This window comes from Paraburkholderia tagetis, from assembly GCF_022213065.1.
Classification (GTDB): domain Bacteria; phylum Pseudomonadota; class Gammaproteobacteria; order Burkholderiales; family Burkholderiaceae; genus Paraburkholderia; species Paraburkholderia tagetis.
This window is the reverse complement of record NZ_JAKLJA010000026.1, coordinates 1-13,853: the sequence shown is the minus strand read 5'-3', so window position 1 is coordinate 13,853 and position 13,853 is coordinate 1. Positions and strand designations below refer to the sequence as shown.

At 58.3% G+C, this 13,853-nt stretch carries 14 protein-coding genes and 2 pseudogenes; 7 read left to right on the top strand and 9 right to left on the bottom strand.

Features of this window, described 5'->3' with window-relative positions; all coding sequences use genetic code 11:
- Positions 1-44: 44 nt before the first annotated feature.
- The 6 genes and pseudogenes from L5014_RS25310 to L5014_RS25290 all read left to right on the top strand — a co-directional run bounded on the left by L5014_RS25310 (position 45) and on the right by L5014_RS25290 (position 7,132).
- Positions 45-1,505, top strand: coding sequence for an NAD-dependent succinate-semialdehyde dehydrogenase (locus tag L5014_RS25310; protein ID WP_238466554.1), 1,461 nt, complete (start codon positions 45-47; stop codon positions 1,503-1,505).
- A 56-nt stretch (positions 1,506-1,561) separates the two neighbouring features.
- Positions 1,562-1,669 (top strand): annotated as a pseudogene (locus L5014_RS39040) (IS6 family transposase); the annotation flags it as partial.
- Between the two features lie 187 nt (positions 1,670-1,856).
- Complete coding sequence (locus L5014_RS25305; RefSeq protein ID WP_133197595.1) at positions 1,857-2,528, top strand: cysteine hydrolase family protein; 672 nt, start codon at positions 1,857-1,859, stop codon at positions 2,526-2,528.
- A 27-nt stretch (positions 2,529-2,555) separates the two neighbouring features.
- On the top strand, positions 2,556-3,923 hold the full coding sequence (locus L5014_RS25300) for a purine-cytosine permease family protein (RefSeq protein ID WP_238466553.1): 1,368 nt from the start codon (positions 2,556-2,558) through the stop codon (positions 3,921-3,923).
- Positions 3,924-4,178: 255 nt separating this feature from the next.
- Positions 4,179-5,315 carry a porin gene (locus L5014_RS25295; RefSeq protein ID WP_238466552.1) on the top strand — a complete coding sequence of 379 codons (1,137 nt, stop codon included), beginning with the start codon at positions 4,179-4,181 and terminating at the stop codon, positions 5,313-5,315.
- Positions 5,316-5,569: 254 nt separating this feature from the next.
- Complete coding sequence (locus tag L5014_RS25290) at positions 5,570-7,132, top strand: methyl-accepting chemotaxis protein (protein ID WP_238466551.1); 1,563 nt, start codon at positions 5,570-5,572, stop codon at positions 7,130-7,132.
- Positions 7,133-7,543: 411 nt separating this feature from the next.
- On the opposite strand, the gene L5014_RS25285 is transcribed toward L5014_RS25290, so the two are convergent.
- The 4 genes from L5014_RS25285 to relB form a co-directional block, all read right to left on the bottom strand.
- A complete protein-coding gene (locus tag L5014_RS25285; RefSeq protein WP_238466550.1) occupies positions 7,544-7,729 on the bottom strand; it encodes a hypothetical protein in 186 nt (61 codons plus the stop codon).
- A gap of 198 nt (positions 7,730-7,927) precedes the next feature.
- A complete protein-coding gene (locus tag L5014_RS25280) occupies positions 7,928-8,314 on the bottom strand; it encodes a poly(ADP-ribose) polymerase family protein (RefSeq protein WP_238466549.1) in 387 nt (128 codons plus the stop codon).
- A gap of 48 nt (positions 8,315-8,362) precedes the next feature.
- On the bottom strand, positions 8,363-8,644 hold the full coding sequence (locus tag L5014_RS25275; RefSeq protein ID WP_238466548.1) for a type II toxin-antitoxin system RelE/ParE family toxin: 282 nt from the start codon (positions 8,642-8,644) through the stop codon (positions 8,363-8,365).
- The gene (relB, locus tag L5014_RS25270) at positions 8,644-8,865 is read right to left on the bottom strand and encodes a type II toxin-antitoxin system RelB family antitoxin (RefSeq protein ID WP_338019326.1); all 222 of its coding nucleotides are present in this window, start codon (positions 8,863-8,865) and stop codon (positions 8,644-8,646) included. The genes L5014_RS25275 and relB overlap by 1 nt, the downstream gene beginning before the upstream one ends.
- A gap of 188 nt (positions 8,866-9,053) precedes the next feature.
- Here relB and L5014_RS25265 point away from each other — a divergent pair, with 188 nt between their 5' ends.
- On the top strand, positions 9,054-9,770 hold the full coding sequence (locus tag L5014_RS25265) for a hypothetical protein (RefSeq protein WP_238466547.1): 717 nt from the start codon (positions 9,054-9,056) through the stop codon (positions 9,768-9,770).
- A gap of 89 nt (positions 9,771-9,859) precedes the next feature.
- Here L5014_RS25265 and L5014_RS25260 read toward each other — a convergent pair.
- The 5 genes and pseudogenes from L5014_RS25260 to L5014_RS25240 form a co-directional block, all read right to left on the bottom strand.
- Positions 9,860-10,450, bottom strand: a pseudogene (locus tag L5014_RS25260) (IS701 family transposase); the annotation flags it as partial.
- Positions 10,451-10,654: 204 nt separating this feature from the next.
- A complete protein-coding gene (locus L5014_RS25255) occupies positions 10,655-10,843 on the bottom strand; it encodes a hypothetical protein (RefSeq protein ID WP_238466546.1) in 189 nt (62 codons plus the stop codon).
- 42 nt (positions 10,844-10,885) lie between these two features.
- Positions 10,886-11,680 carry an ExeA family protein gene (locus L5014_RS25250; RefSeq protein WP_238466545.1) on the bottom strand — a complete coding sequence of 265 codons (795 nt, stop codon included), beginning with the start codon at positions 11,678-11,680 and terminating at the stop codon, positions 10,886-10,888.
- A gap of 1 nt (position 11,681) precedes the next feature.
- Entirely contained in the window at positions 11,682-13,004 is a 1,323-nt protein-coding gene (locus L5014_RS25245; protein ID WP_238466544.1) for a DDE-type integrase/transposase/recombinase, read from the bottom strand.
- Positions 13,005-13,139: 135 nt separating this feature from the next.
- On the bottom strand, positions 13,140-13,673 hold the full coding sequence (locus L5014_RS25240; RefSeq protein ID WP_238466543.1) for a DUF6431 domain-containing protein: 534 nt from the start codon (positions 13,671-13,673) through the stop codon (positions 13,140-13,142).
- Positions 13,674-13,853 lie beyond the last annotated feature (180 nt).

Sequence of the window (13,853 nt, the reverse complement as noted above, 5' to 3'; positions counted from 1 at the left end):
CCTGCTCCGGCCGGGCGATGCATTTTCCCCCTCAAGGAACAATCGTGGAATTGAAAACCCTATTGAAGGACGTGGCGCTCCTGCGCCATCAGGCATATATCGATGGGCAATGGTGCCCGGCCGACTCGGGCGCGAGTTTCGACGTGTTCGACCCGGCAACGGGCGCAACGCTTGGCAGCGTTCCTTTGATGGGAGAGGCCGAAACATCGCGAGCGATCGACGCAGCGAATTCCGCGTGGCCCGAGTGGCGGGCCCGGACGGCGAAGGAGCGTGCGCTCGTCCTGCGCCGCTGGTATGAACTCATGATGGAAAACGCCGACGACCTTGCGCTGATCCTCACTGCCGAACAGGGCAAGCCGCTTGCCGAAGCAAAAGGCGAGATCGCTTATGGTGCGTCGTTCATCGAATGGTTTGCCGAAGAGGGCAAGCGCGTGGCGGGCGATACGCTCGCCACGCCGGCATCGGACAAGCGCCTCGTGGTGATCAAGGAACCCGTGGGCGTTTGCGCCGCGATCACGCCCTGGAATTTCCCCAACGCGATGATTACACGCAAGGTCGGGCCGGCGCTCGCGGCAGGCTGTCCAATCGTCGTGAAGCCGGCCGAAGCCACGCCGTTTTCCGCACTCGCACTGGCGGTTCTTGCCGAGCGCGCGGGTGTGCCAAGCGGCGTGCTCAACATCGTCACCGGCGAGCCGAAGGCGATCGGGTATGCCATGACGAGCAGCCCCGTGGTCCGCAAGCTTTCGTTCACCGGATCGACAGCGGTGGGCAGGTTGCTGATGGCGCAAAGCGCGCCCACGGTGAAGAAAGTGACGCTCGAACTCGGCGGTAACGCGCCCTTCATCGTGTTCGACGATGCCGATCTCGACGCGGCAGTGGAAGGTGCGATCGCTTCGAAGTATCGCAATAACGGGCAGACGTGTGTCTGCACCAATCGTTTCTATGTTCATGACCGCGTTTATGACGCGTTCGCCGCGAAGCTGGCAACGGCTGTGAAGGGGCTGAAGGTTGGTCACGGAACAGAAGCTGGCGTGACACTGGGTCCGCTCATCAATGATGCGGCAGTCAGCAAGGTCGAAGCACACATTTCGGACGCGCTGGAGAAAGGCGCGACGCTCACCGCCGGTGGAAAGCGGCACGCGCTCGGGCATGGCTTTTTCGAACCCACGGTGCTCACGAATACCACTGCGCAAATGGATGTCGCGAGAGAAGAGACGTTCGGACCTCTCGCACCGCTGTTTCGCTTCTCGAGCGACGACGAGGTGGTGAAGCTCGCCAACGACACAGAGTTCGGACTGGCCGCCTACTTTTACAGCCGCGATATTGGGCGCGTCTGGCGGGTGGCCGAGCAGCTTGAATACGGCATGGTTGGCATCAATACCGGCCTCATTTCGAACGAGGTCGCGCCGTTCGGTGGCGTGAAACAGTCAGGCCTTGGCCGCGAAGGTTCGCACTACGGCATTGACGACTACCTGGTCATCAAATACCTGTGCATGGCGGTTTGATGGACAGTTCAAGGCCCTTCGGTAAACTCCGCGGTCCGACACGGGTGGCAAATCCGATGGCCAAACGCGGTGCCGAGCTGGACCATTTGACGGCGCGCCGCTGGACGATCGAGCTTGTGTCGCTGTCCGAAAGGGCGTTTCGCCGGCACAAGCGTCCGGTGGGACGTAACGCGTTTCGCCTCGATGGCGACTCATTGCAGCGTTAGGCGGAAACCCCCATTGACGCTCCAGGGACGCGACACTAACATTTGATAATATGGCGTCCCGTACTATGGTATACCAAACAGAAGCGAACACCAGGTGATGCGCGGGTGATTCACTCGGCAACCTGACTAAACTGCAGGAGGCGTTATGAAGAGATCGGATAAGGCATTTCTGCTTATCGACATGCAACAGGAAGATGGTTTCGTGCTCGACGGCTTCGATGAAACCTTGCGCAATGCTGGCGCTTTCCTTGAGTTCATCCGTGGCGAGGGAATTCCTGTTATCTACACAAAGCACATCAATAGGGCCGACGGTGTAGGGCTGGCCAATGGTGAGCCCCTTGACTCCGATGGCATCCCTCAAACTTACTGCTCCTCGACGGCGAAAGTGGAGATTTGTGACCTGATTTCGCCAAAGCAGGGCGACGTAGTCATCGAGAAGTACAGGTATAGCGGCTTCTTTGAATCCAACCTTGATTTGATCCTGCGCAGCATGGGCGTCAAGTCGCTGATTGTCGGCGGTGTTTTGACTGACGTTTGCGTGATGACGACCGTATTCGATGCGTATTTCAGAGATTATCAGGTCACCCTGATTGAAGATGTCTGTGGTGCGACTACCTCCGCGGCGCATCACTCGTCATTAATGATTATGGCTAACTGGGTGTACGATCTGCAAATATTCAAGTCAACCGAATATATGCGATATCTGCGGAATGAGGAATATAAGGCATTCAAGCATGAATTTCCGGATGAATTCGCGCATGCGCCTGAGCAGATTGTCGATGCCATTTCAAAACTTAAAAGCAAGATAAATCACTGATTCATTCAAAAGGGATGGAGGGGAAAGATGTCAATTGAAGCGAGAAGTGTAGATTTCATACCGGAGAACGAACGGTATGGCAAGCCGAGTTCCCTGTTCTATATCTGGTTCGGCGCGAACATGAACATCACGACGATTGCCTCAGGCGTGCTGCCCGTCGTGCTGGGACTCAATCTGTTCTGGAGCTCCGTGTCGATCATCGTTGGCTCGCTGATCGGCGCGATCTTCATGGCCTCTCACTCGGCTCAGGGGCCCAAGCTCGGGATTCCCCAGATGATTCAAAGCCGTGCGCAGTTTGGAGTGATTGGCGCTGTTTTGCCGTTGCTGTTTGTCATGCTGATTTATCTTGGGTTCTTCGTCAGCAACACCCTCCTGGCTGCTCAGGCTATCGACAAAGTCAGTCCTCTGGGTCAACGGGGCAATATCTACGTCATCAGTGCGCTGTGCTTCTTGATCGCGCTTTATGGATATAAATTGATTCACCGGGTGCAGAAGGCGCTTTCGATCATGTCGATCCTGGTGTTCCTTATCGCGACGGTCCTGGCGATTATCTTGCCTGTTCCTCCGGGGCAATGGGCGGCAACCGGGTTTTCACTGCAAAAATTTCTTGCGGCAGTCAGTATTTCGGTCACGTGGCAGCTTTCTTATGCGCCTTATGTCGCGGATTATTCGAGATATCTTCCTGGCAAGACCTCCACATCGAAAGTCTTCTGGCATAGCTACACCGGGACGGTTTTGGGCGGTGCGTGGATGATGATTCTGGGTGCGGTCCTGAGTGTGGCGATTCCACACTTTGCAGACAATGTCGGGCTGAATGTCGCTGAGCTCTTTGGGTGGGGCGCCGTGCTGCTCTATGTGTTTGTGGTTTTTGGCCAGGTGTCGATCAACGTGTTCAATCTTTATGGCGCGTTCATGTCGACAGTCACCGTTATCGAACCATTCGCAAAGATGAAGGTGACGGCCAAAGTCCGTGGATATTTCATGCTGGCAATCACCGCGATTGCAACTGTGCTCTGCACCGTCAGTCAGGATAATTTCATTACGTTCTTCCTCAATTTTATATTCTTCATGAGTTATTTCCTCATTCCGTGGACGGCCATCAATCTGGTGGACTTCTATTTCGTGAGGCACGGTGTTTATAGCGTGGAGGATATTTTTGACCTTGACGGGCGCTATGGGCGAGTCAACTGGTTCTCGTGCGTGACCTTTGTGCTGGCAATCCTGCTGGAAATTCCGTTCATGAATACCAGCCTGTACGTCGGTGCCGTCGCTGAGCGGTTGAATGGCGTCGATCTGGCGTGGCTGGTGGGCCTCGCCTTTCCCGCTGCGGCGTACTACCTGTACATGAAGTCGGGCAAACGCAATGTCCTCGAGACGCCCGTCGCGAATAGTTAGGAAGTTCGCGGGCGATCATCCCGTGAGCCGATTCGGAGGTCGATTGCGAGGGCAGTTGTTCGTTGCGATCACCTCGACCAGACCTTAAAAAAATAGCTTCACCCGAATTGGCCCGAAGAACATCGCTTTCAAATGAGACGCGATGCCGAGATCTGTGTAACGCCGCCGCCCCGGTCCCGGCGGGCCGTTATAAGGCGATTTCATTTTTCGTCGCAGCATGATTATTGAAAAATATAAATCAAGAGGAGATGTGGATTGAACACGTTTATTCGTACTGCTATATTTTCGGCGGTTTGCCTCGGCAGCAATGCGCATGCCCAAAGCTCTGTCACGCTCTATGGCGTGCTCGATGACGGCTTGAATTTTACAAGTAACGCCGGGGGGCATCGAGGTTATGCGATGGTAAGCGGCGACACGGCGGAAACCAGCTTCGGCCTGAAAGGCGCTGAAGATTTGGGCGGTGGACTGAGCGCGATTTTCACCCTCGAAAGTGGCGTTAATCAGAACAGTGGACAACTCAACGAAGGTGGGCGGTTGTTCGGCCGGCAGGCCTTTGTTGGATTGTCGTCGGCGACAGCGGGTACGCTGACGCTAGGCCGACAGTACGATGCAACGATCGACACGTGGAGTCCGTTCACGGCCGCGGGAAATTCGATTGGTGATCTGGCGGCCCATCCGTTCGATAACGACAACGCGGATTACGATTTCAGGCTCGGCAACGCGATCAAGTACGCCTCACCAACGTTCTATGGATTTCAAGTCGAAGGGGTGTACGGCTTCAGCAACACGACGAATTTTTCGGAGAATCGCGCATACAGTGCAGGGCTGACTTACAGCGCAGGTCCCCTGGCGCTTGCTGCCGCATATATGCGCCTGAACGGAAGCGGTACCACAACAGCCGGTGCGGTGACCTCCGACTCTGTTTTCGAGTCGCCGAAGCAGCAAAACATCGATGCCGGCGTGAAATGGACTTTCTCGGAGAACGCGAACGTTGCGCTGGCATATTCACACGTTGACGTCAGTTCGCCGACAGCGAATGGTTACGCTCCGAATATCGGTACTCAAGCATGGGCGTCGTGGAAGTTCGATAATATCGAAATTAATGGGCAGTACTACCTCACACCAGCGCTGTCCCTTACCGGAGCGTATACGTTCACGCACGGCCGACTCGAATCCGAGGCCGGAAGCGATAGCCCGAACTGGCATCAGGTTGCGCTCATGCTGAACTACAGTATCAGCAAACGTACGTCCGTCTATCTTCAGGGCGCATGGCAGCACACGAACGCGAAGACGGGAACCGACCTCGATGGCGCACAGATCATCGGTTCGAGTGGCATTTCTTCGTCGGGAAACCAGTTTGTGGCTCGCGTCGCGATGTCGCAAAAGTTCTGAAATCGTAAGCGATTGCCCGGTTCACGGCGTCGATCGGCGAGGCGTCATAGTTGTGCGCAGAAAGCTCCGCCGCCGTGCGGAGATTCTGCGTCTTCGCTGCTCTCGGACCCGGTCTGATTGGCATTGAGGCCTGTCACCGTTCCCGCGACTGGGCGCGAAAGTGGCGGCCATCTGCCGCGATTAAAAACGTATCAGGGATACAAGCGGGTCATGGATATTGGCACAGGCGATGTCTGGTTCTTCGAGAAAACGCAATGCAGATTAAAAATTCGTCTATTGGGAAAAAGCTCACGTTCGCATTTTGCTGCGTGATCGTGGTTTTTTTATTGGACTCGATCGTCTGTTTCTATGCTTTGCATGCCATTGCGAGCAAAACTCAGGAGACGAGGCGCTCGGAAAGCAATCTCCTGGCCTTGCGCGACGCTAACACCGACTACCTGAATATCATTTGGGCGATGTTGGCTTATAACCTCAACGGGGAGCCTGGACATCTCGAATGGAAGAACGACCATATCGATGACTTCAAGAGGAGTCTCGCGAAGGTGGAGCTTTCGAACGTGATTGCGGAAACCGAGAAAAAGGAGGTTGGCGATGCGTTGCAGCAATATTCCATGTGGGTGAAAAATGTAGTGGAGCCGATGTTCGCACTACGTTCGAAAGTTACTTCGCATGACGCTTCACTCGATGAATTGCAGAAGATGCAGGAAGATCTCGGCGATTATCTTGGTACGGATAACCTGGTTGCCGCAATGGATAAGCTCGACGCCACGGAGAAGAAGCTGGTGGCCGAGCAAGTGAAAGAGGAGGAGGTATTGCAGGACGTCATCAGCGGGAGCCTGGTGATCGCAACATTGCTTGCGATCACCGTGGCAGGCTTGCTGGGGCGTTGGCTGACCAGATCAATTCGTGTCCCGCTGGCGGAGGCCGTCGGCGCCGCGGAGGCAATTGCGCAAGGCAAGCTTAACCGCGTGATCAAGCCATCGTACAACGACGAGACTGGCGCGTTGCTGCGTTCGCTCGAGACGATGCAGGCATCGCTCGTGAGCATTGTCAGTTCGGTCGTTTCAGGCGTTCGTGCCATCAATTTGAGTTCGGCCGAGCTTGCGATGGGCAACATTGATTTGTCGGCTCGTACTGAGCAGCAAGCCGCGTCTCTCGAAGAAACCGCGGCTAGTATGACGCAGCTGACCCAGACCGTGAAGCAGAACGCGGACAACGCGTATCAGGCAAATGAGCTGGCCACGATCGCCACCGCCATGGCCGACACCGGCAACGATGCGGTTCAAATGATGGTAGCGACGATCGACAACATCAGTCACAGCTCGATGAGGATTTCCGAAATTACCGGCCTGATAGAAGGTATTGCGTTTCAGACCAATATTCTTGCGCTCAATGCCGCGGTGGAAGCTGCGCGTGCAGGCGGACAAGGGCGCGGCTTCGCCGTCGTTGCCAGTGAAGTTCGCAGTCTGGCTCAACGCTCCGCCGCCGCCGCAAAGGAAATCAAAGGCCTGATTGGTTCGTCCGTGGCGATGATTCAGGAGGGCTCGAAGCAAGCCGTGGAAGTCGGAGCCACGATGGAACAGGTCAAGCAAGCGATCAAACAGGTTTCGGATATTGTGGCCGAAATCGCCGCGGCGTCCGTGGAGCAAAGCCGGGGTATTGAACAAGTCAATCAGGCCGTCAACCAGATGGACAAAGTGACGCAGCAGAACGCCGCCCTGGTGGAGCAGGCCGCTGCCGCGGCTCAGTCGCTTGAGAGTCAGGCGACAAAGTTGGAGAGTGCGGTATCGGTATTCAATGTTGGAGACGCGGGATAAACCGCGTCCAGCGAGGTTATCTTGCCGCCTTCGTCGCCTGAGCCGGCACTACTGGCTGCGTGCTGGCCGGGAATGAGCAGCGCGCAGTTCATAGAACTCGCGCGCCGTCTTGCGCTATGTGCGCGCACCAAATCCGCGCCCAACAGCGTGTGACTGTATGCGCCGGTGCTGGTGGTCGCCACCATACAAAACGGGGACATTTGGTGATGGCTGTGAGGACGTTCCAACCAGCAATGCGCAAGTGACTGTGAAATCATTTACCTGTAGCCCCCTCACGGATGCGCGTCTTTGCGGGATCGGTCTGCGCGCGGGCACTAATATTCCCCTGCACGCCCTGGTCCGCATCATCCGGCTCGTCGATAACCATCTTCGATTGATCGAAGTCCGCGAGCGTAAGATTTCCGTCGACCGTTAGATCGAGCAGCGTTTCGTCAAAGGTGACGGCCCAACGAAGACTAAGTTCACAACGCGCTCGCGCAAGTTGTGCTTGCGGCGCGAGACCTTGATCTGGCCGTGCGAGCCGTGCACTGCTGCGTCCGTATAGAACAACACGCGCAGATCGCCGATTTGGGTCTTGGTTTTGCGATTGAGGAACATGAGGATACCCTTGTTAGTCAGTGTATAGGAATACGTATGAAAATGCGCGTGCAAACACATACCAGGGCCGCGGGGGCGGAACCGATGTGCGAATACACGCGCGAGGGCGGTTACTGCAAAAGACGCGTCAGCCGTGCGCTGAGCACATTAATGGAGTAGGACGGAGTTTTCATCCGGCGGCGTGCGAGCCGACTGGCGTCAGATGTGACGTTGACGAACACTTATCAACGAAAGGCCTTCAGGACGGACGACGTAGATGCCGTTATCCCTCGTGAGGTCGAGGACCAGCGCGTTTTCACGGGCCGCAGTCTGGTTGAAGAAGCTCGGGTCATTCAAAATTTCAGACCCGTTAAACACGCGAAGGCGATTGCCCGGGACATTTACTTCGACCTCAAGCACGCATGCATTTGACTCGTGGTCGCCCTCAGCGAATTCACGCGCTTTGTCGAGGTCACGATAGAAGTACACACCGTCTCCGAACGACAGAGCCCGGTGCTGGCGCTTGATGAAGTTGAAGCCCGTTGCTTCGATGGTGTCGGCCCGCGCGTGGCTGGTGCCGTGGTAGAGGATGAGAGATTCGCTCATGTGGAAAGTGGGTTGGAGTTATAAGCCGACTTTCCGCACAATGCGGGGTCAGTCGGGTGGGTACTGCTCGCGAGCGTGCAAAACGCTCACGACTTCAATCGCGGCAATCTCGACTCGATAGACAACGATGTAGTTTGGGTGGGAGACGATTTCGCGGGTGCCAGGGACTCGGCCTTCGCGAAAGAGGAACGGGTGCTCAGCGGCCGGGATGACGGAAGCCTGGATGCACCGACGCATATCGCGAGCAGCCTGGGGGCTGAATTCGGCGATGTACCGAATGATCTCGAGGAATTCCGTGCGGGCTTCGAGCTTCCAGATAATCGGAAGCATCACGCGGTCTTGGCGCGCTGGCGCTGTTCCGCTTCAGCAATGATGGCCTCAGCCTCTGCCATCACCTGGTCGTGTGGCACCCCTGGTCGCGGGTCGTCCAGCGAGGTCTGCACCCGGGCGCGAAACCAACGGTCATGCGCCGCAGCAGCTTCCTCGGTCTGGAACTCAGAAACGATGGGGTCAAGAGGCTTGCTCATGGAAGAAAGTATAGGGTGTTTCACGACATCATGCTCCTCTGGCCTAGTTTAGAGTGGGAGTTTATCTGCATTGATCTTACCCCATTTGTTTTTGGTCCGTTCGACTGCACCGCCGCGCCGACAGGCCTTGCGCTCGCTCAGCTCGAATCCGCGCAGATCCTCGTCGCCCGATGTCCGGCATAATGGTCAGACCGAACGCGAGGGTCGCCACCATGCCACTGCTGAGCGATACAGCCATTGAGAAATTCCGCGTGCTCTGCAACGTGCAGTTAGCAGAAGGGCGCAGGTTGCTGGACGTGAACATCGGGCGGATTAATGCAGACTGCGCCAAGCGGGGATTGGTTCACTCGGGCGCGCGGCTACTAATGCTCGACGAGGCCTTCGCGGTCGCAGTCGCGGATCGCGCAATCCAGATCTGGCGAGATATCGTGCGCGTGCATCGGACTTATGGCAATGAAAATGCCGGAGGCGCGGCAGCCGAGTTCAAAAGCCTTTTCGAGGACACGCTGCAACAGACATTTGCTGAGCTCGACGCCAAGCTACGCGAGGCTCAGACGCTAGGCGGGCACAATAGGTTTGCCATGGATGCCTTTCAGAGGGCACTCCCTCATCAACTCGAAAAGCATTTCGTGGAAATCGACCTCTACTGCGAAGACTCGGCACGGTCAGCGATGGCGACGGACAAACAGGCACCTCAAAGCTATAACTTTTACGGCACGGTCGGCGCGGTGCAGACGGGCGCGAACGCCGTCTCAAACATCGCCCAGTCAATCGGCGCTGATGAGAAAGAACGACTGAAGCAGGCGCTGCGCGAAGTGCAAGCCGAATTGACGGCGGCTGGCACGCCAGCCGCGGCCCGCGAGGACCTCGACCAGGTGATTGAAGATTCGGTTACCGAGCTGGATCAGCCTAGTACCACTGTGTCATAAAATCAGTTGCGTGCTCTATTGTCGTACAGGAAGAGTGCCATCGTTGCATGAGCCTTTGTCCAAGTAGGATGCGCAACGTAGTCATGGAATCAGGAACGTGGCGCTGAGCGCGCTGGACTGCCCCGGGGGATGTAATCCGAGGGAAGGGCAGGCAGCGCGCGTTCAAGGAAGTTTTTTTTACCACGTCCATCTGATTGCATTCTGAGTCGCTGAGCCATCAGAAACCCGTACGCAGCGATACTCAGTGTGGCGTGATGGTGAAAGCCACGCCAGCCTCGCCCCTCATAATGACCGAGCCCGAACTCCTGCTTCAGGTCCTGATAGTCGCGCTCGATGCGCCAGCGCATTTTGGTCACGAAGACAAGCTGCTCGAGGGTCGCCTCCTCGGGTGCAGTAGTGAGAAAGTATTTGAGCGGCTCCGTATCGCCATCAGGCCATTCAATAAGCAACCATTCTTCGTCGCGAACGGTACTTCGCCAATAGTCGTGATGTGCGGGACGAACCCGTACGGCGGCAAAGCGTGAGGAAAGTGCTGCGTTGCTGCCTTCCCGCCAGGTTACGGTTTGCCAGGCGTTCGTGGGTAATTGCATGGCCAGTTCCTTCACCACGAGCGGTTTATGGCCGGGCGCACGGCGCAACAATTTCGGTGGCTGACCGAGGCCACTCCAGGGTTTGGGCGGCTGTAACGTCCCGGGATATTTAAGAAGTGACGTCCCGCGCTATTCGGGGTGAAACGAATCGAGTCGTCTCGCGCTTTGATGGAAATGCACACGATCACGCAGAGCGCGAAACGGGGTTCAGAGGGAACGGGGAAACGGCGGGAAGCGTCGCGCGTACGCGCCAAAGTGAAGCGGCCCCGACGCGATGAACGCCGGGGCCGAAGTCTAGAATGGATCGTCCAGTGGGTCCTCATCGAGCGGCGGGACGTCGGGCGGACGATAACGACGTGCCTGCGTGCCGTACTCCCAGTCGAACCATTGGTAGAGGTCGGCAAGCATGAGCCGGATCAGCCAGGCCGCTTCATCAGTAAGCTCAGGTCGGCAGGATTTGGCGTTGCGGGTAAAGATGAACATGGTGCACCTCGCGATTGAAGTACGACGGTTTGAAGATCATGCTCACCGCACCTCCTCGATGGCGCGCTGCAGGAGTTCGTCGGGGATGTGGTTCAGCCCTTTCGGTACGGCCAGGCGCATGGCGTTACGCAGGATGCGCCCGGCCTGACGGGGCACCCCGCGCGAGGCCTCGCGCAGTTGCTCGAGGGCGGAATCGGAGAGCAGCGTGTGGGTGCAGCCAGCGGCGTTGAGCGCGTGAGCGATGAGCTGGGAGAAGCGTTCGCGCTCCAGAACCGGCGCAAAGTGCACGCGTACCTGGATGCGGCTGTGGAGCGCGTTGAACTGCGCCCGTTCGAGCATGCTGGCCAGCGACGGGTGACCAACGAGCCAGACGGTGATGAGATCCCTGGCGTCCTGTGAAAAGTTCAGGAACGACGGCAGATCGCGGAAAAACTCGGCGGCGAGGTGCTGGGATTCGTCAATGATCCATACGGGCACGATCTGGCGGCTCTGGGCGAGTTCGACGATGCGCTGCTTGATGTCGCGCCAAAGGTCGGCACGCCGGTAGCTGGGCTCGAGCCCGAGTCCGCGCGCGAGCGCGCGATACAGGTCGACGCGGCCGAAGTCGGTCTCGGCCGTGTAGATGACCTGATAGCGGTGCGGATTGAGTTTGCTGGTGATGTGACGCAAGGTGGAGGTCTTGCCCACGCCGGGCTCGCCGGTGAGCAGGCCGACGCCTGGGCTATCGAGCAGCCACTGGAAGCGATCACGCAGATGCGTAATGGCGCCGTCGTCCCACAGTTCGATCGAGTCCTTGTCCAGCGGCGCGCAGCGCAGGCCGAAATGCTGACGGTACATGTCATTGCTCCGTGTGCGGGTAGTGCTGCTGATGGGCGAGCTCGATGAGGTTCGGGCCCGTGGAGACGTGGGCGCTCGCCGCATCGCTGCCGGGGCGCTGCCGCCGGCGCGTGCTGTTGGCGAGCGCATCGAGCCGGGTGGCCGCACCAATGGCCTGCCCCGCCTCGTTCTCGACATGCATGACGGTGCCGCTGTGCGGATCGACGACGAGGCTCACGTGCTGTCCGGTGAGCTCATAAGGGACTTCAAAGCGTGTGCCTTCGTAGGAGACCGTACCGTCGCGGCGCACCAGGCGTTTGACGCGATGCCAGAACAGTTCGTCGAGCTGCGCGGCCAGTGGCCCGAGCAGGCGGATGCGCGGCAGGTCCTGCTGATAGCGCGAGAGTGGCGTATGCTCACCGAGTGCGCTGTGCTTGCTGCGGTTATAGATCTGGTCGATCCAGGCCCAAAGGCGGGCGTTCAGATCGCCCAGATCGCGGACATGGGTCGTATCAAGTTCGGCGAGGAACTGGGAGCGTAGCGTCCTGTGCCAGCGTTCGATCTTGCCCTTCGACGCGGGCTGATAGGGGCGGCAATAGATGAGCCGGATGGACAGGCGGGCGCAGATGCCCTGCAGTGTCGCGCTGCGATAGGCCGAACCGTTGTCGACAACCAGGCGGCCTGGCAGACCTCTTCTCATTAACGCCTGCTTGAGCACCCCTTCGATATCGAGCGCCGTCTCGGACAGGCAGAACGCGCTATGGGCGATCAGGCGCGAAGCGTCATCCATCAAGGAGACGAGGTAGCACTTGCGGCGTTTGCCACCCAGCAACAACGTGGGGCCGTGCAGGACGTCGCCGTACCAGATGGAGCCGGCGTGCTCGGCCACGAAGCTGCGCTTCTCGTCGGGCACGACGCAGGGGCCGCTGATGCGCGAGAGGCCGTGGATCTTGAGCAGGCGGTGCACGGCGCTCTTCGAGAGCGAGTCTCGCGGCACGACGCCGGCGCCTTCGAGCAGCAGACGGATCTGGCGGATTGAGCGCCGGGGGTTCTCGCGTTTGGCCGCGAGCACGGCGTCCTGGACAGCTTCACTGAGCTTCGAGGCGCCGCGATCGGTGCGCGGCTTGCTGGCCAGCCCCGTGATGCCGTCGCGACGCCAGAGGTCGTACCATGCGCGTAGCGTCTTCTCGCTGATATGGCGGCGTTGGGAGCCGGGGATCGCGTACTCCTGCTGTGCGATCTGGCGGATCAGGCGAGCGAGTTCACCGCGGGCGAGTTCGCCGCGGCTGGTGAGCGGACCCAGTACGCCCAGACGGAACAGTGCCATCTCGTCGATGTGATTCATGTCGATAGATTCCTTCGTTCAATTGAGGAATCGACATGAAATCGCCGTTGCGAAAGCAACGGAAGTGGCCAGACTGTGTGGGCACCCTGAAAAAACGTGAAACTGGCCGTCTCGCGGCGCGCCAGGCTCAGCGGATCACGGGACGCTCAGGTCGTCCAGGTCGAGCCAGGCCATCGCCATGCACAAGGGCATGCAGGCAAGGCATGCCTGCCAGAACGACATCGTGTCGGTTGTGCGGCCGAGCTCGGGGAAGCGGCTGCGCAGGAGGAAGGCGAAAACGGGGGTGCGCTCGCGCAGCCAGCGCCACCAGCGACGCACGGTATTGCGGCTGAGACCGGTCACCTTCGCGGTGCTGCGCAGGGACAGGCCAAAGAGCATCAGCGAGAGAACCAGTTGCTGCAGGGCCCATGCGTACCACCGCCGTGGGCAGATGCATAGCGGCAGACGCGAGCAGGTGCGACCACACGACTGGCAACAGAAGCGCGCCACGGGCACCGGGTTGAGTCTGGCGCCGCTGCTGCGGTCAGCCTTGCGGCCATAGAAGCCGTGGGCCCAGAGTCCGCCGAAGCCGCAATGTGGGCAATGACTGGGGCGGTAGGACTGCGGGGTGGAGACGATAGAGCGAAGATGCTGTTCGAGAGAGAGGAATGCGCGTACGATTCGTCGCATAGGCTGGTCTGTTGTTGATTCGAGAGTTGGCTTGGAACCCGTCTCACGATATCACGGCAGCACCGGCCTTCTTTACGCCCCTCGTGTCCCGCGCTTCGCGCGGTGAAGTTCAAAAAATCGTTCCCGACGTTCGCGAGATAAACGCCTCCCGCTAAAACTCAAATAGTTCGGGACGTAACA